The organism is Streptomyces daliensis (assembly GCF_054782395.1).
This window is the reverse complement of sequence record NZ_BAAGSO010000124.1, coordinates 22387-39151: the sequence shown is the minus strand read 5'-3', so window position 1 is coordinate 39151 and position 16765 is coordinate 22387. Positions and strand designations below refer to the sequence as shown.

17 protein-coding genes and 1 tRNA gene are annotated in these 16765 nt (G+C 69.8%); 12 read left to right on the top strand and 6 right to left on the bottom strand.

Annotated elements, in window-relative coordinates:
* Window positions 1–13: 13 nt before the first annotated feature.
* Entirely contained in the window at window positions 14–1567 is a 1554-nt protein-coding gene (locus ACYVOO_RS35835) for a sensor histidine kinase (RefSeq protein WP_461019906.1), read from the bottom strand.
* Window positions 1568–1744: 177 nt separating this feature from the next.
* Here ACYVOO_RS35835 and ACYVOO_RS35830 point away from each other — a divergent pair, with 177 nt between their 5' ends.
* The 7 genes from ACYVOO_RS35830 to ACYVOO_RS35800 all read left to right on the top strand — a co-directional run bounded on the left by ACYVOO_RS35830 (window position 1745) and on the right by ACYVOO_RS35800 (window position 7426).
* Window positions 1745–2497 (top strand): hypothetical protein, encoded by a 753-nt coding sequence (locus ACYVOO_RS35830; RefSeq protein ID WP_461019905.1) that lies wholly within the window; start codon window positions 1745–1747, stop codon window positions 2495–2497.
* A 15-nt stretch (window positions 2498–2512) separates the two neighbouring features.
* Window positions 2513–2586: transfer RNA gene (locus ACYVOO_RS35825), tRNA-Gln, on the top strand.
* A 125-nt stretch (window positions 2587–2711) separates the two neighbouring features.
* Window positions 2712–4193, top strand: coding sequence for a bifunctional UDP-N-acetylglucosamine diphosphorylase/glucosamine-1-phosphate N-acetyltransferase GlmU (gene glmU, locus ACYVOO_RS35820; protein WP_461019904.1), 1482 nt, complete (start codon window positions 2712–2714; stop codon window positions 4191–4193).
* Between the two features lie 98 nt (window positions 4194–4291).
* Window positions 4292–5269: a ribose-phosphate diphosphokinase gene (locus ACYVOO_RS35815; RefSeq protein ID WP_461019903.1), complete on the top strand. Its 978-nt coding sequence runs from the start codon at window positions 4292–4294 to the stop codon at window positions 5267–5269.
* A 230-nt stretch (window positions 5270–5499) separates the two neighbouring features.
* The gene (locus tag ACYVOO_RS35810) at window positions 5500–6099 is read left to right on the top strand and encodes a 50S ribosomal protein L25/general stress protein Ctc (RefSeq protein WP_453346276.1); all 600 of its coding nucleotides are present in this window, start codon (window positions 5500–5502) and stop codon (window positions 6097–6099) included.
* Window positions 6100–6240: 141 nt separating this feature from the next.
* Window positions 6241–6852, top strand: coding sequence for an aminoacyl-tRNA hydrolase (pth, locus tag ACYVOO_RS35805; protein ID WP_461019902.1), 612 nt, complete (start codon window positions 6241–6243; stop codon window positions 6850–6852).
* 61 nt (window positions 6853–6913) lie between these two features.
* Window positions 6914–7426 (top strand): hypothetical protein, encoded by a 513-nt coding sequence (locus tag ACYVOO_RS35800; RefSeq protein WP_461019901.1) that lies wholly within the window; start codon window positions 6914–6916, stop codon window positions 7424–7426.
* Between the two features lie 71 nt (window positions 7427–7497).
* Here the strand turns inward: ACYVOO_RS35800 and ppc are convergent, their stop codons facing one another.
* Complete coding sequence (gene ppc, locus ACYVOO_RS35795) at window positions 7498–10263, bottom strand: phosphoenolpyruvate carboxylase (RefSeq protein ID WP_461019900.1); 2766 nt, start codon at window positions 10261–10263, stop codon at window positions 7498–7500.
* 246 nt (window positions 10264–10509) lie between these two features.
* Between ppc and ACYVOO_RS35790 the strand changes: the two genes are divergently transcribed.
* Window positions 10510–11514, top strand: a complete 1005-nt coding sequence (locus tag ACYVOO_RS35790) for an acyl-CoA desaturase (RefSeq protein ID WP_461019899.1) — start codon at window positions 10510–10512, stop codon at window positions 11512–11514.
* Entirely contained in the window at window positions 11511–12173 is a 663-nt protein-coding gene (locus ACYVOO_RS35785; RefSeq protein ID WP_453346271.1) for a TetR/AcrR family transcriptional regulator, read from the top strand. Before ACYVOO_RS35790 ends, ACYVOO_RS35785 begins: the two co-directional genes overlap by 4 nt.
* Window positions 12174–12221: 48 nt before the next feature.
* Here the strand turns inward: ACYVOO_RS35785 and ACYVOO_RS35780 are convergent, their stop codons facing one another.
* Both ACYVOO_RS35780 and ACYVOO_RS35775 read right to left on the bottom strand, forming a co-directional pair.
* Complete coding sequence (locus ACYVOO_RS35780) at window positions 12222–12437, bottom strand: DUF397 domain-containing protein (protein WP_461019898.1); 216 nt, start codon at window positions 12435–12437, stop codon at window positions 12222–12224.
* A complete protein-coding gene (locus ACYVOO_RS35775; RefSeq protein ID WP_461019897.1) occupies window positions 12437–13279 on the bottom strand; it encodes a helix-turn-helix domain-containing protein in 843 nt (280 codons plus the stop codon). Before ACYVOO_RS35775 ends, ACYVOO_RS35780 begins: the two co-directional genes overlap by 1 nt.
* A 459-nt stretch (window positions 13280–13738) precedes the next feature.
* Here ACYVOO_RS35775 and ACYVOO_RS35770 point away from each other — a divergent pair, with 459 nt between their 5' ends.
* Together ACYVOO_RS35770 and ACYVOO_RS35765 are read left to right on the top strand one after the other, a co-directional pair.
* Window positions 13739–13903: a hypothetical protein gene (locus ACYVOO_RS35770; protein WP_461019896.1), complete on the top strand. Its 165-nt coding sequence runs from the start codon at window positions 13739–13741 to the stop codon at window positions 13901–13903.
* Window positions 13903–14277: a hypothetical protein gene (locus tag ACYVOO_RS35765; RefSeq protein WP_461019895.1), complete on the top strand. Its 375-nt coding sequence runs from the start codon at window positions 13903–13905 to the stop codon at window positions 14275–14277. The genes ACYVOO_RS35770 and ACYVOO_RS35765 overlap by 1 nt, the downstream gene beginning before the upstream one ends.
* Here ACYVOO_RS35765 and ACYVOO_RS35760 read toward each other — a convergent pair.
* Together ACYVOO_RS35760 and ACYVOO_RS35755 are read right to left on the bottom strand one after the other, a co-directional pair.
* Window positions 14214–14606 carry a VOC family protein gene (locus ACYVOO_RS35760; RefSeq protein ID WP_461019924.1) on the bottom strand — a complete coding sequence of 131 codons (393 nt, stop codon included), beginning with the start codon at window positions 14604–14606 and terminating at the stop codon, window positions 14214–14216. The genes ACYVOO_RS35765 and ACYVOO_RS35760 overlap by 64 nt on opposite strands.
* 26 nt (window positions 14607–14632) lie before the next feature.
* Complete coding sequence (locus ACYVOO_RS35755; RefSeq protein ID WP_461019894.1) at window positions 14633–15454, bottom strand: trans-aconitate 2-methyltransferase; 822 nt, start codon at window positions 15452–15454, stop codon at window positions 14633–14635.
* Window positions 15455–15526: 72 nt separating this feature from the next.
* On the opposite strand from ACYVOO_RS35755, the gene ACYVOO_RS35750 reads away from it, so the two are divergent.
* A complete protein-coding gene (locus tag ACYVOO_RS35750) occupies window positions 15527–16024 on the top strand; it encodes a MarR family winged helix-turn-helix transcriptional regulator (RefSeq protein WP_461019893.1) in 498 nt (165 codons plus the stop codon).
* The last annotated feature ends 741 nt before the right edge of the window (window positions 16025–16765 follow it).

Here is a 16765-nt window from a genome sequence, read left to right as displayed (position 1 = left end):
GAGATGACCGCCGTCAGGAGCGACCGCCGTCAGGGATGACGGCCGAGACACGGAAACCGCCCGCGTCCGTCGGCCCCGACACGAAACCGCCCCCCAGCGCTGTCACCCGCTCCCGCATGCCGACCAGGCCGTTGCCCCCGCTCGGCAGCCCGGCGTCGGCCGAACCGTCGCCCTCGGCAGGCGGCTCGTTCTCCACCTGCACCGCCACCTCGGCCTCCCGGTGCGCCAGCCGCACCCGGGCACGGGCACCCGCCGCATGCTTGTGGACGTTCGTCAGCGCCTCCTGGACCACACGGAACGCCGTCTGCTCCACCTGCGGCGCATAGTCGCGGGGCGCGCCCTCGACCGACAGCTCCACCGCCATCCCGGCCTCCCGCGACTGGCCGACCAGCACATCCAGCTCCCCCAGCGACGGCCCGCCGCCCCCCTCGTCGGCGCCGCCGTCGCCGCCGCCCAGGTCGCCGTGCCCATCGCCGCGGACCGCGCCCCGGCCCACCGCCGCCCCGGCCACGACGGCGGCGAACTCGGCCAGCCGCACCGGAGCACTCCCGTCCCCGTTGCCGTCCCCGTCCCCGTGGGCGCTCCCGCTCCCGGAACCGTCAGCGGAACCGGCACCCCGGCCGGCGGTGGCCCGCTCCTGGGACGAGAACGTGGCCGGCACCCGCGCGGACGGCTGAACCGGAGACGCCGAGGAAGACCGTGCCCGCACCCCCACCTGCCCCGGCCCGGACCCCGGCGGCCTCGCCTCCGCCACCTCCGAACGCAGCACCCCCAGCATCGTCCGCAGCTCCGTCAACGCCTGACGCCCCATGTCACCCACGAGCCCCGCGTTCCTCGACGCCTTCTCCGGATCCTTCACCGCGATCGCCTGGAGCGCCGCCGCATGCACCACCATCAGACTCACCCGGTGCGCCACCACGTCGTGCATCTCCCGCGCGATCCGCGTGCGCTCCTCGTTACGCGCCCACTCGGCCCGCTCCTCCGCACGGTCCGCCAGCAGCGCGAGTTCCCGCTCCAGACCGTCGGCCCTTTCCCGCAACGACTCCACCAGCCGCCGCCGCGCCCCGACATAAAGCCCCAGCAGCAGAGGCGGAGCCGTCAGCCCGAGCGCGACCAGCACGGAAATCGCCGGAATGAACCACGTCGGCGGATTGAAATCCGGCTCCTGTCCGATGCTCTGATGCACCCGGACCAGAATGATGATCAAACCCCCGACGGCCTGCATCGCCGTCAGCAGAGCGATGATCCGCCGCGGCACGTCCGAGGCCGCGAGCGAATAGAGCCCCACACAGCCCAGGAGAAAACCCATCTCGGCCGGTGTCACCGCGATCGCCACGAGCACGACCGCCACGGGCCAGCGCCTGCGCGCCACCAGCGACCCCCCGGCCGCCACTCCCAGCAGCACCCCGGCCCAGGCCGGTATCCCCGCCTCACCAGCGAAACGCGCGCCTTGCACACCGCATTCGACAGCGGATATCGCGGCCAGGACGATATCCAGTACCGCCGCTCTCCTCCGGCTCCACCACCATGGCCCGCGAGCGGCCCGGCTGTCCCCCGTCTCGGTCATACCGCCCAGCGTACGACCGCCGTCCACCGCTTTCCCCGGAGAGCCAAGGAACGGCCCATTCCGCCCCGCTAAGAGCAGCGGAAGCCGTTCGCCAGGATTCCCTTGGGTTTCCACCCGAACTGTTGAATCGTTCTTGTTTTTCTCGCGCGGGGACACATGTTCGACGAGGCTGGCGCCATGAAAAACACCCCTGAACAGCACCGAAACGAACCCGCCCCGACCCCGGCCCGCCCCGTGGCCCACCCCCACCCCCGCGCGAAGCCCGCCCTGCGGCAGCGCGCCCGCGAACTGCGGCGCGAGGGCGCGACGTACGCGGAGATCGTCGCGGAGCTGGGGGTCGCGAAGAGTTCGGTGTCGTTATGGGTGCGGGATCTGCCGCAGCCGTCAGCATCGGCCGAGCGGATGCGGCAGGCCCGCGAGGCCCGCTGGGCGTCCTACAGGGTGCGGCGCGAGCGGACGCGGCAAGCGGCCATGGAGGCGGCGGCCTTGGAGATCGGCGCCCTCACCGACCGCGAGCTGTTCCTCGTCGGCGTAGGGCTCTACTGGGCCGAGGGCTCCAAGAGCAAGCCGTACCGGCTCACGGAGGACGTCACCTTCGTCAACAGCGATCCGGGGATGATCCGTGTCTTCCTCGCCTGGCTCTCCCTGCTCGGCGTCACCCGTGAGCGGCTGTATTTCCGCGTCATGATCCACGAATCCGCGGATGTGACGGCGGCGGAACGCTACTGGGCGGATCTGGCCGAAGCGGACGTCAGCACGTTCCGCAAGACGACCCTGAAGCGGCACAATCCGAAGACCACGCGAAAGAACACGGGAGCGGACTACCGGGGCTGCCTGGTGGTGCGCGTGGCGCAAGGCGCCGATCTATACCGCCGCATCGAAGGCTGGTGGAACGGCATCACTGCTGGCTCTCCGACGCGGCTCAGGTAAGGTCTGACGCGCCGGTCCCCCGTGGTGTAATCAGGCAGCACACCAAGTTTTGGTCTTGGCAGGTCAAGGTTCGAATCCTTGCGGGGGAGCACAGACTCACCTCTTCGTGGCGCCCCGACCTCTCCGTCGGGGCCCGTCCTCGTATCCCCACACAAACCCCCCGGTATCCTGCGGGTGTCATCCCCCGAAACCCCAGAAGCCGAAGGGCACACCCGTGAGCGCCAATCGCCCGGCAGCCGTCGTCGTTCTCGCAGCGGGTGAGGGCACCCGTATGAAGTCGGCGACGCCCAAGGTCCTGCACGACATCTGCGGCCGTTCACTCGTCGGCCATGTCGTCGCCGCCTCCCGCACCCTGGATCCCCAGCACCTCGTCGTGGTCGTCGGGCACGCCCGTGAGCAGGTCACCGCGCATCTCGCCGCGATCGACGAGGGTGCCCGTACGGCCGTGCAGCACGAGCAGAACGGCACGGGGCACGCCGTGCGCATGGGCCTCGAAGAGCTGTCGGGTGACGGCGTCTCGCTCGACGGGACCGTCATCGTGACCTGCGGGGACACCCCGCTCCTCACCGGCGCGACGCTCCAGTCGCTCGCGGACACGCACGCGGCCGACAGCAACGCCGTGACCGTGCTGACGGCCGAGGTGCCGGACTCGTCCGGTTACGGGCGCATCGTGCGCGACCCGGACAGCGGCGCGGTGACGGCGATCGTCGAGCACAAGGACGCGACGGAGGCGCAGCGTGCCATCCGTGAGATCAACTCCGGTGTCTTCGCGTTCGACGCGCGGCTGCTGACGGAGGCGCTGGGCAAGGTCCGTACGGACAACAGCCAGGGCGAGGAGTATCTGACGGATGTGCTCGGGATCCTGCGGGAGGCGGGGCACCGGGTGGGTGCGGCGGTCGCCGGGGATCACAGTGAGATCGCGGGGATCAACAACCGTGTGCAGTTGGCCGAGGCGCGCCGGGTGCTGAACGACCGGCTGCTCGAAGAGGCCATGCTGGCGGGTGTGACGGTGGTGGATCCGGCGACGACGTGGCTGGATGTGTCGGTGGGGTACGAGCCGGACGCGGTGATTCTGCCGGGTACGCAGTTGCTGGGTGGTACGCGGCTGGGCGGTGGCTGTGAGGTGGGCCCGAATTCGCGGTTGCGGGACACGGTGGTGGGCGCGGGCGCGACGGTGAGCAACACGGTGGCGAACGGTGCGGAGATCGGTGCGGGTGCGTCGGTGGGTCCGTACACGTATCTGCGTCCTGGGACGCGGCTGGGGACGAAGGCGAAGGCCGGGAGCTACGTCGAGATCAAGAATTCGGATGTCGGTGAGGGCACGAAGGTGCCGCATCTCTCGTATGTGGGGGATGCCACGATCGGTGAGCACAGCAATATCGGTGCGGCGACGGTGTTCGTGAACTACGACGGGATGAACAAGCACCGTTCGACGATCGGTTCTCACTGCCGTACGGGTGCGGACAATATGTTTGTGGCGCCTGTCACGGTGGGGGACGGTGCTTACACGGCTGCCGGGTCGGTCATCACGAAGGATGTCCCGGCGGGTTCGCTGGCCGTGGCGCGTGGTCAGCAGCGCAACATCGCGGGCTGGGTGGCCCGTAAGCGCCCGGGGAGTGCGGCGGCGCAGGCTGCCGGTGACGTGTCCGAGGAGGGTTCCGGAGTCCGGGAGGAGCGTCAGGGTGAGGGGAGCTGAGCGGACTGTGCCGGCGTCGGACCGGGTAAGCGACCCCCTGGAGCGGGGCGTACGGTGAAGAAGCACGCACGCGCAGCGGAACGCAAGGAGACAGTGCAGTGACCGGGATCAAGACGACCGGCGAGAAGAAGCTGATGCTCTTCTCCGGCCGCGCCCACCCAGAGCTGGCGGAGGAGGTCGCGAACCAGCTTGGGATCGGGGTGGTCCCGACCAAGGTCTTCGACTTCGCGAACGGCGAGATCTATGTCCGCTTCCAGGAGTCCGCTCGTGGTGCCGACTGCTTCCTGATGCAGAGCCACACGGCTCCCATCAACAAGTGGATCATGGAGCAGCTCATCATGATCGACACGTTGAAGCGGGCTTCCGCGCGGAGCATCACGGTGATCGTGCCGTTCTACGGTTACGCGCGTCAGGACAAGAAGCACCGGGGCCGTGAGCCGATTTCGGCACGGCTGATGGCGGACATGTTCAAGACGGCGGGTGCGGACCGCATTCTCACGGTGGATCTGCACACGGATCAGATCCAGGGTTTCTTCGACGGTCCTGTGGATCATCTGTTCGCGCTGCCGATCCTCGCGGACTATGTGGGCGCGAAGGTGGACCGGGACAAGCTGACGGTGGTGTCTCCGGACGCGGGCCGGGTGCGGGTCGCGGACCGTTGGGCGGACCGGCTGGGTGCGCCGCTGGCGATCGTGCACAAGCGGCGTGATCCGGATGTGGCGAACCAGGTGACGGTGCACGAGGTCGTCGGTGATGTGAAGGACCGGATCTGTGTGCTGGTCGATGACATGATCGACACGGGTGGCACGATCTGTGCAGCTGCCGACGCGCTGTTCGCGAACGGTGCGGAGGATGTCATCGTGACGGCGACGCACGGTGTGCTGTCGGGTCCGGCCGCTGACCGGCTGAAGAATTCGAAGGTGAGCGAGTTCGTGTTCACGAACACGCTGCCGACGCCGGGCGAGCTGGAGCTGGACAAGATCACGGTGCTGTCGATGGCGCCGACGATCGCGCGTGCGGTGCAGGAGGTCTTCGAGGACGGCTCGGTGACCAGCCTCTTCGACGAGCAGGCGTAGGCGGGCCGAGCAGGCCCGTAAGCGAGATCGATTTCCGCGCAGCCTCCCCCGCCGCGTAGACTCCCAGGGTCGCTCGGCGAGGGAGGCTGTGTCGTACGCGCTGGTGTTTGGCGCTGTGTACGGCGGCGGCTCATCCGTTATCGACGCGCGCTCTTCGTAGCCGTTGGTCTGTCGTGGACGGACCGAGTGACACAGCAGTTCTGTCCGATACGACTACGAGGAGTGCAGCCATGGCTGATGTCAACATCTCCGCCAAGATCCGCAACGAGTTCGGCAAGGGCGCTGCCCGCCGTCTGCGCCGCGAGGAGAAGGTGCCCGCGGTCATCTACGGCCACGGTGCCGAGCCGGTCCACGTCGAGCTGCCGAGCTACGACATGATGATGGCCCTCAAGACCCCGAACGTCCTGATCCACCTGGACGTCGAGGGCAAGAAGGAGCTGGTCATCCCGAAGGCTGTCCAGCGTGAGGCCATCCGTCAGTTCCTGGTCCACATCGACCTGCTCACCGTGAAGAAGGGTGAGAAGGTCAACGTGGACATCCCGATCCACATCGAGGGTGAGCTGGCGCCGGGCCAGAACCTGCTGGAGCACGTGCTGAACGCGCTGCCGGTCGAGGCCGAGGCCACGCACATCCCGGAGTCGGTGACGATCTCCGTGGAGGGTCTGGACGCGGGTGACGCGATCCACGCCAAGGACGTGAAGCTGCCGAAGGGCACCACGCTGGCCGTGGAGGACGACGACATCGTGATCCAGGTGCTGGCGGCGCAGGCCGAGGAGCCCTCCGCCGACGCCGACGAGGACGAGGGCGAGTCGGCCGCTTCGGCCGAGTGACCTTTCGCTCCGCGTTTGTTCTGTGACCGACTGCCGCCGCGCGCCGCTGACGCGCGGCGGCAGTCGTGTATGTGTGACGTGATGCGTGTATGCGTGTGTGTGGACCCCGTAGTCGAGCGCCTGAGGACCTGAGGACCTTCGATGACGACCAATGCGAGTGCGAGTGAGGCGGGAGCCGGGCCCTGGCTCGTGCTGGGCCTGGGCAATCCGGGCCCTGACTACGCCGGTAACCGGCACAACGTCGGGTTCATGGTGGCCGATCTGCTGGCGGCGCGGATGGGCGGGAAGTTCAAGTCGCACAAGTCGCGGGCGCAGGTGGTGGAGGGGCGCCTGGGCACGCCGGGGGTGTCGAGTCACCGGGTGGTGGTGGCGAAGCCGATGTCGTTCATGAATGTGTCGGGGGGTCCGGCGACGGCGCTGCGGGACTTCTACAAGCTGCCCGTGGAGCGGCTGGTGGTGATCCATGACGAGCTGGACATCGACTACGGGGTGCTGCGGCTGAAGAAGGGCGGGGGCGACAACGGGCACAACGGCCTGAAGTCGATCACGAAGTCGCTGGGGCGTGACTACTTCCGGGTGCGGTTCGGTGTGGGGCGTCCGCCGGGCCGGATGCAGGTGGCCGACTATGTGCTGAAGGATTTCTCATCGACGGAGCGCAAGGAGCTGGACTACTTCACGGACCGGGCGGCCGATGCCGTGGAGTCACTGATCGTGGACGGTCTGGAGCGGGCCCAGGGGACGTATAACTCCTAATACGGCTCAAGCCGGATCCGGAGGTTGACCGTCCACGGTTTCTTCACCAAGGATCGCGGCCATGTCAAAGAGCGGTGGAGTCAAGCGCAGCCGTACCCGCCGGGCGGGGGAGAACGCGTACGGCGTGCTGCTGCTGGCGAAGTCGGCTCTGATGGTGCTGATCGCGCTGTTGCTGCTGTGCGCGGGGGTGTGGACGTCGTGGGGCACGGCGCGGCCCGCGATGACGGGGAGCGAGCGGGGCACTGTCCGTGTCGAGCGGTGTGGTGAGGATGTGTGCACGGGCACGTTCACGCCGGCCGACAGCCATCGGGATGTGCGGGAGCGGGTCACGGTGGCCAAGACCGTCTCCGGGAAGACCGGGGAGACGCTGGATGTGGCGGTGCGGCCCGGCACGGACGAGGTCGTACGGACGGGTCCCGCGGGGATTCTCTACGCCTGGGTGCCGTTCGGCGGTGCGCTGCTGCTGGCCTCGCTGGTGGTGGCCGGGGGGCTGCGGATGCGGCGTACGGCGCTGGCGCTGGGTGTGTTGGGTGCGGCGACGACGGCGGGGGCGTGGGCGCTGCTCACGTTCTGAGGACTTGGATCCTGAGAATCTGCGAGCCCGCCCCCGCCCCCGCCCCTGTCACCGGGCGAGGTGTGCTGGGCTCAGCCGGTGTTGCGCAGCCCTGCGGCGACGCCGTTGACGGTGAGCAGCAGGGCCCGTCCGAGCATCTGGTCGGGCTCTTCGCCTCGCTTGGCGGCCTCGCGCTGGCGGTGCAGCAGGGTGACCTGGAGGTAGGAGATCGGGTCGAGGTAGGCGTCCCGGATCTGGAAGGTCTGCCGGAGCACGGGGTTGGCGTCGAGGAGTTCGCGCTCGCCGGTGATGCGCAGGACTTCGGCGACGGTCAGCTCGTGCTCGGCCTTGATCGCGTCGAAGACGTGCTTGAGCTCGTCGGGCACGAGGGTGTCGACGTAGTGCTGTGCGATGCGCAGGTCGGTCTTGGCGAGGGTCATCTCCACGTTGGAGAGGAAGTTCTGGAAGAAGTGCCAGTGCTCGTAGGCCTCGTCCAGGACTCCGTCGAGTCCGGCTTCGCGCGCTGCGCGGAGTCCGGTGCCGACGCCGAACCAGCCGGGGACGATCTGCCGGGACTGGGTCCAGCCGAACACCCACGGGATGGCCCGCAGCCCGTCGAGCCCGGCGCCGGTGTCGGGGCGGCGCGAGGGGCGGGAGCCGAGGTGGAGGTCGGCGAGCTGGTCGACGGGGGTGGAGGCGAAGAAGTAGGCGGGCAGGTCGGGGTCCTCGACGAGCCTGCGGTAGGCGCCGTGTGCCGCGTCGGACACGGTGTCCATGGCGGCGTCCCAGCGGTTGAGGGCCTCGTCGGACTGGCGGGGCGCGGTGTGCAGGGCCGACGCCTGGAGGGTGGCGGAGACGGTCAGTTCCAGGTTCTCCCTGGCGAGGGAGGGCACGAGGTACTTGTCGGAGATGACCTCGCCCTGTTCGGTGACCTTGATCTCGCCTTCGAGGGTGCCCCAGGGCTGGGCGAGGATCGCGTCGTGGGTGGGGCCGCCGCCGCGGCCGACGGTGCCGCCGCGGCCGTGGAAGAGCCGCAGCCGTACGCCGTGCCGGTGTGCGACGTCGCGCAGGCGGCGCTGGGCGCGGTGGATCTCCCACTGGCTGGTGGTGATGCCGCCGAACTTGGAGGAGTCGGAGTAGCCGAGCATGACCTCCTGGAGGTCGCCGCGCAGGGAGACCAGCTTGCGGTAGGAGGGGTCGGAGAGCATCGCGTCGAGGAGTTCGTCGGCGATCTTCAGCTCGTCGGTGGTCTCCAGGAGCGGCACGATGCCGATGCGGGCCCAGCCCGCGTGGAGGTCGATGAGTCCGGCCTCGCGGGCGAGGACGGCGGCGGCGAAGACGTCGTCGGCGCCCGCGCACATGGAGATGATGTAGGACTCGATGACCTCGGGCCCGAAGGTGTCCAGTGCCTTGCGGATGGTGCCGAAGACGCCGAGGGTCTTGGCGCCCGCCTCGTCGAGGGGTGCGTGCGCGGGTGAGAGGGGGCGGCGGGAGCGGAGTTCCTTGGCGAGGAGCCGCTGCCGGTAGTCGCGGGGCATGTCCACGTACCGCCAGGACTCCTCACCGAGGCGGTCGAAGAGCTGGCCGAGTGCGTGGTGGTGGGCGTCGGCGTGCTCGCGTACGTCCATGGTGGCGAGCTGGAGGCCGAAGGCGGCCAGGGTGCGCAGGACCCGCTCCAGGCGGCCGTCGGCGACCAGCTCGCCGCGGTGGGCGCGCAGGGAGTCCTGGAGGAGGGTGAGGTCCTCGATGAGTTCGCCGGTGCCGAGGTAGTCGCGTCCCGGGGCGTGGGGGATGTCGCCCGCGAGGCGTTCGCGGGTGTTGAGGAGCTTCTGCCGGATGCAGGTGGCCTTGAGCCGGTAGGGCTCCTCGGCGTTGAGCCGCTTGTAGCGGGGGCTGATCTCGGGGAGGCGTTCCAGGTCGTGTTCCAGGGAGTCGAGGAGTTCCTGGGAGGCGCCGCTGTTCCTGATCGAGTTGGAGAGCGCGCCGCGCAGCTCGTCGATGTGGTTGAGGGCCTCTGTGATGCCGTGCTCGTGCTGGAGGAGGAGGACGTCCCAGGTCACGGCGGGGGTGACGTTGGGGTTGCCGTCGCGGTCGCCGCCGATCCAGGTGCCGAAGGTGAGGGGGCGGCTGCCGGGGGGCAGGGGGGTGCCTGCGCGTTCCAGCTCGGCTGCGAGGTCTTCCAGGACGTCGCCGACGGCGCCGCTGTGCAGCTCGTCGAGGTAGTAGATGGCGTTGCGGGCCTCGTCGGCGGGTTCGGGGCGCGCGACGCGCAGCTCGTCCGTCTGCCAGACCAGGTCGATGTTCTCGGCGAGCCGCAGGTCGGTGCGGCGGCGTTCGCTGACGTCGGTGCGCTCCAGCAGCTCGGCGATCTTGCGGAGCTTGGTGAGGACGGAGCGGCGCGCGGCCTCGGTGGGGTGCGCGGTGAAGACGGGGCGGACGCCGAGGTTGCGGACGGTCTCGCGCAGGTGCTGGGGGTCGGCGTCCTTGAGCATGTCGGCCGTGCGGGTGAGGTTGCCGCCCTCGGTGGCACGGCGGGCGCGCAGCTCGCGTCCGCGGTGTACCTGCTCGGTGACGTTGGCGAGGTGGAAGTAGGTGGAGAAGGCGCGCACCAGCTTGGTGGCGGTCTCCAGGTCGGTCTTGCCGAGCAGGGCCGCTGCGGCCTCTCCGTCGCTGCGCGTCAACGCGCGTACACGCTCGACCAGGTCGAGGAGTTCGGGTCCTTCCTGGCGTACCAGCGTCTCGCCGAGGAGGTCGCCGAGGCGGCGGATGTCGGCCCGGAGGGCGGTCGCGTTCTCCGCGGCCTGCTCGTCCTCGGGTCCTGCTCCCGGCTGGTGCTGGTGGGTGTCGGCACTGCTCACAGGTGCGGCTCCTTGCAGCTCTTGCTTCTGGCGGATCGCGGACCGCGCTGTCCGACGCACGCACCCCAGGATAGGTCGGGGCGCCCGCTGTGGGGACGCCGTCCGAGTGGTGGGCACGAGTTCCGATGGGTGGGCACGAGTGTCGTATCCCCCGCTCGGCCCTTGATACCCGTGTGAGGGCTGCCATACTTACGAGGCCGTAGGTTACGGTTCCGTAGCCCCCGCCCCGTATGACGAGGGACATGTATGACCACTAGCCCGGACCTCCTTGAGAGCGCCCCCCACGACGAGAAAGCGGGTGGTACGCGCGACGGGAACAGCGCCGTACCGTCCGCGACGCTGGGCGGTGAGAAGCGCCGTTCGGTGGAGCAGGTCTCGCTGCTGGCGTTCATCGTCGTCCCGTTCGTCGCCCTGGCGGCGGCCGTGCCGTTCGCCTGGGGCTGGGGGGTGAGCTGGCTGGATCTCGGGCTGCTGACGGCGATGTACTTCATCGGCTGCCACGGCATCACGATCGGCTTCCACCGCTACTTCACGCACGGCTCCTTCAAGGCGAAGCGCCCGCTGCGCATCGCGCTGGCGATCATGGGTTCGCTGGCCGTCGAGGGCCCCCTGGTCCGGTGGGTCGCCGACCACCGCAAGCACCACAAGTTCTCCGACGCCGAGGGCGACCCGCACTCCCCCTGGCGCTACGGCGAGACCGTCCCTGCCCTGCTCAAGGGCCTGTGGTGGGCGCACATGGCGTGGATGTTCGACGAGGAGCAGACGCCGCAGCACAAGTACGCGCCGGACCTGATCAGGGACCCGGCGATCCGCGCGATCTCGCGCCAGTTCGTGCTGTGGACGATCGTGTCGCTGCTGCTGCCCGCGCTGGTCGGCGGCCTGGTCACCATGTCGTGGCAGGGTGCGGCGACGGCGTTCTTCTGGGGCTCGCTGGTGCGGGTCGCGCTGCTGCACCACGTGACGTGGTCGATCAACTCCATCTGCCACGCGGTCGGCAAGCGGCCCTTCAAGTCCCGCGACAGGTCGGGCAACGTGTGGTGGCTGGCCGTCCTCTCCTGCGGCGAGTCCTGGCACAACCTGCACCACGCCGACCCCACGAGCGCCCGCCACGGCGTGGAGAAGGGCCAGATCGACTCCAGCGCGCGCCTCATCCGCTGGTTCGAGCAGCTGGGCTGGGCCTACGACGTGCGCTGGCCGCGCCGCGAACGTATCGACTCCCGCCGTAAGGAGCAGGCGGCCGAAGCGGCATGATGGAAGACGTGCCGACCGACGACAGCAGCAGCCCCAAGAAGCGCACGCGACGCCGCATGACGGGCAAGGAGCGCCGTGAGCAACTGCTGGACATCGGCCGGACCCTCTTCGCCGAGCGCGGCTTCGAAGGCACGTCGGTGGAGGAGATCGCGGCGAAGGCCGGGGTCTCCAAGCCCGTCGTCTACGAGCACTTCGGCGGCAAGGAGGGGCTGTACGCGGTCGTCGTGGACCGCGAGATGCGGCAACTGCTCGACATGGTCACGGGCGCGCTGACCGGGGGCCACCCGCGTGAGCTGCTGGAACAGGCCGCGTTCGCCCTCCTCGACTACATCGACCTGTACACGGACGGCTTCCGCATCCTGGTCCGCGACTCGCCCGTCGCCCAGTCGACGGGCACGTTCGCTTCGCTGATCAGCGATATCGCGACGCAGGTCGAGGACATCCTCGGCAAGGAGTTCAAGTCGCGCGGCTTCGACCCGAAGCTGTCGCCTCTGTACGCGCAGGCGCTGGTCGGGATGGTCGCGCTGACGGGGCAGTGGTGGCTGAACGTCCGCAAGCCGAAGAAGGCGGAGGTCGCCGCGCACCTGGTCAACCTCGCCTGGCATGGGCTGGACGGCCTGGAGCCCAAGCCGAGGCTGATCGGTCACCGGCGGTCGTAGCGGGCGCGGGGCGGCGCCTCGCGGGGCGGCGCCGTCCGGCCGGGGCCGTCAGACCCCTCGCCGCTCCTTGAGGCCACTCACGAACGACGCGAAAGCCTCTGGGGAAAAGCGCAGCACAGGGCCCTGCGGGGCCTTCGAGTCGCGGATCCCGACGCCGGTGCCCGCGCCGGATATCTCCACGCACTCGTTCCCGCCGGGCCCGCTGTAGCTGCTCTTGATCCAGCGCGGCTCTTCCGTCGTGCTGTCGGGGGTCGTACGGTCCATCACGGGGTCAACTCCTGTCGCACCTCGGCCACCGTCTGAAGGGACACCGAGGTATCGGATGCCTGGGACCGAAGGTAGTCGAAGGTCAGCTTGTAGCCACTCACATCATCCGCCAGATCCAAGTACAGCCCTCGGTTGCGCATCTCGATGTAGACCACGGCCATGGAGTTGAGCGGATCCCTCTCGTCGTCCCGTCCGAGGATGACGAAATGCCCCGATCCAGCGGCGTGCGCCCCTGCCGAGAAGGGCAGCACCTGAACGTCGATGTTGGGGCGCTGCGCCATCCCGTGCAGATGGCTCAACTGCTCACGCATCACCTCTCCGTCCCCCACGGTGCGCCGCAGCGCGGCCTCGTCCAGGACCACCCACAGGTGCAGCGCCTGCTCCTCCCGGTGAAGAACCTCCTGCCGCTGCATGCGCGCCTCCACCATGGCCTCCACTCGGTCGTGGGAGATCCGTAGCTCGGAAGCCTGGTGGATCGCTGTCGCGTAAGCGCGGGTCTGAAGCAGGCCGGGTACCACCGTGTTCGCGTAGACATGCTCGTATCCCGCCGCCTGCTCGAAGGACACCAGCGGGTCCATCCATTCCGGCACGGCGCTGTTGCCCAGCCACCATCCCTCGGGCTGCTGCCTGGCGATCCGTACGAGCGCCTCGCGCTCCGCCTCGGTCGCCTCGCAGGCGTCGGCGAGCGCTTTCACAGTTGCCCAGCGAATGCGCGCGCGGTCCTGCCACATCTCATAGCGGCTCACTGTCGTGCCGCTGACTCCGGCTTTGGCCGCGACCTGGACCTGTGTGAGCCCGCATCGCTCGCGCAGGGCAACCAGCCCTCTCGCGATCTGCATTCGCCCAGCCGGTCCTGTCCGAGTGGCCGTCACGCCTCATCCCCTCCTGCCTTCTCAAGCCTGGGTACACAGGCCGAGCCCATCACCACCGGAGGCTAAACGGCATCGCACAGCCCCTTCTCGCACTCGTACCAACCGTCACCCACACAAGTGAAGTTCCAGACAAAGGATTCCTTCTATGGGATTCCCATGACACGTTTCCTGTGCCGCTCACACGTGGCGTCACCTCATACGCACAGAGAGACAGGTGAACCCAGCGTGCCGAACCTTGTCATGCGGATCCTTAACGCCATCGCCCTCGGAGAGCCGCCGTTGCGCCCGCCGCTCCCCACTGCCGGTCGCCACGCCCGGCGCCCCAGTCCCGTGTCATCAAGGACGGGGAACGTGCCCCGACCGGCCCCTCATCTCTCCAGCACAGCGCGCATCCCCCTGAACGCCCCGCGACGCACGACCCGATGGATGGATGACGCATCTGTCGACGGCGACCGGTCACCACTCGTCCGCCCGTACCTCGTCGCGTACGAACGGGAGGAGCGCCGTACCGCGCTGGCGCCGGGCGGCGCGGACAGCGGGCCGTGGCTCCTCCACGGCCCGTACGCCGGGACGTCGGCGGGGGTGGCGTGATGGAGACGCCCGCTCACTCACATGGGCCGCTGCGGCTGCTGCCCTGGTCCGGGCCCGACGGGCAGCCCTGCTATCTGGCGGCGGACCCGAACGGCACCGGACACGTATCGCGGCTCGCCGACGAGATGGAGACGGCGCAGCTCGCCATGGGGAGCCAACTGCTGGGCTACGCGCGCGGGATGCTCGGCGACCGCAGTGCCGGGCCGTACGAGATCCGCTTCCTGTGCGCCCGGCTCTGTGAGGCACTGGGCGACGCGCTGCGGGTCGCGGAGAGCAGGGGCGGGCGGCTGACCGGATCCCGCGCACCCCTTCAGGAGGAGCCGGGCGCCGGCTCCAGGAACTCCAGGCGGTTGCCGACCGGGTCGGCGGAGTAGAGGCGGCGATGGCCGGGGAGCGCTTCGTCCCAGGTCACGGGGGCTCCGGCCGCGCGCAGGGCGGTCGCCAGCGCGTCGAGGCCCCGGACCCGGATGCCGGGGTGGGCCTTGCGCGCGGGGCGGAAGTCCTCCTCGATGCCCAGGTGCAGCACGACGCCGGGCGGAGCGCCCGTAGGGTCGCCGGAGGCGAACCAGCAGCCGCCGCGTGCCGCCAGCGCCGGGGGCTTGGGCAGTTCAGTCATCCCCAGGACCCCCGCGTAGTACGCGCGCAGCGCGTCCTCGCTGCCGGGCGGGGCTGCGAGCTGGACGTGATCGACCGCTTCCAGCACGGCGCCCCCGGGGCCGCTCGCGCCGCTCACCGCTTCCTCGCCACCGCGAAGACGCGCCGGAACGGGAAGGGCGTGCCGTACGGGCCCGGCGGATACGCGGCGCGCAGCGCCTCCCCGTACTCGGCGAGGAACGCGTCGCGGGCCTCCTCGTCGCCGTCGAGACGGCTGAGGACAGGGCGCAGTGCTGTGCCCTTGACCCAGTCCAGGACGGCGTCCTCGCCCTCCAGCACGTGCAGGTACGTGGTCTCCCACGTGTCGACCTCGCAGCCGAGGGCGGCCAGCGCCTCGTGGTACCCGGCGGGATCGAGCACCGTGCCGCGGGGCGGCCCGTCGCCGCCCAGCTTCCCGCGCCAGCGCGGGGAGGCGCACAGCTCGGCGAACAGCGCGTGGGAGGGCGCCGCAGAGTTCCCCGGCACCTGGAAGGCGAGGACGCCGCCGGGCGTGAGCCCGTCCACCCAGGCCGGGAAGGAGGCGGTGTGCCCGGGGACCCACTGGAGCGCCGCGTTGGAGAAGATCAGGTCGAAGACCTCGCCCGGCCCTGGCCGCCAGTGCGCGAGGTCGGCGTGGACGAAGTCGATGCTGCCGCCGCCCTCCGTCGGCCCGGCGAGGGCGCGGGCCTCCTCCAGCATGGCGGGCGAGTTGTCGTAGCCGGTGAGGTGCGCGGTGGGCCAGCGCGCGGCGAGCGGTGTGCTGGGGCCGCCGGGGCCGCAGCCGAGATCGGCGATACGAGGGCCGCTCCGTGGCAGCTCGGGGACGCGGGCGAGGAGGTCGTGCAGGGGGCGGGCGCGGTTGCCGGAGTGGCGCAGATACTGGCGCGGGTCCCAGACGGGAGAGGGCGAAGAGGGCATGGGAACAGCGTTCCGCCGAGGTATCTCGATGTCAAGAGACTTCACATCGACACAACTACTACACTGATCGGCATGGAGGACGAGGTCGACCGACTGGTTGCAGCATGGCGCCGCGAGCGCCCGGACCTCGACGTGGAACCGTTGGAGGTCCTCAGCCGCGTCAGCAGGCTCGCGCGCCACCTGGACAGAGCACGCCGGATCGCCTTCTCCGAGCACGGTCTCGAACCCTGGGAGTTCGACGTCCTCACCGCGCTGCGGCGCGCCGGAACGCCGTACCAGCTCTCCCCCGGGCAACTCCTCACCCAGACCCTGGTGACCTCGGGCACCATGACCAACCGTATCGACAGGCTCGCGAAGAAGGGGCTCGTCGAGCGGCTGCCCGACCCCAACGACCGGCGCGGCGTGCTCGTCCGGCTCACCGTCGAGGGCCGCGACCGGGGCGACAGCGCCCTCGCGGGGCTCCTCGCGCAGGAACGGGCGATCCTGGCCGAGCTGTCCGCCGACCAGCGCACCGAACTCGCGGCCTTGCTGCGCGGCCTGACGGCCCCTTTCGACAACATCCCCACCTGACGCGCCCTTCGCGTGTTGCGGTATGAAACACAGGGTTCCCCCTTCACCGGTCCGCGCCGCTTCACGGGGTGCGGGGTGAAGGTCACACGGGGTGCGTGTTTCTCGTGGGGGTGCGCCTGCTGTGGGTGCCCCTTGGGGGGTTCGTTCGCGTGCTGCGGGCCGGTGGCACGGGTTGTGCCCACCCTCCCCCAGCTACCGCTGGGAGGTGCCCCCTCGCCAGCGGGACGATTGCCCACAACATTTTTGTGCCGCTGCACGGGGTGGGCCGTTTTTCGGGTGCGGGCCGGTGGCTTCGGCGCGGCGTATGGACCGGTGCGACGCGGCTGGCGCCGCGTGGTTCTTGGCTTGTGCCGGTGGCCGTGTGGGGTTGGTGTGTGGTGGGGGTCGGTGCCGTGCCGGGGTGTCTCCTCGGGCGGCGACAAGTGCGGGTCGGTTTTTCGGCTGCCTGCCGACAAGTGCGGGTCGGCTTTTCGGCTGCCTGCACATACTCGTCGCCACCACTTGCGGGGACACCCCACCACGTCCCCTCCCGGTCGCGGCCAGCTTCCGGCCCGCTCCCACTGTTGTGGGCAGGCGTTCCGCATGGCGAGGGGGCACCTCCCAGCGGTAGCTGGGGGAGGGTGGGCACAACCCACCCACCGGCCCGCAGCACGCGTACGCACCCCTAGGGGGCACCCCGGGGCTGCGCACCCTCGACAGGGGGTGTTGCGCGGGACGGTCGGCCCGTGGAGTGGGGACCGT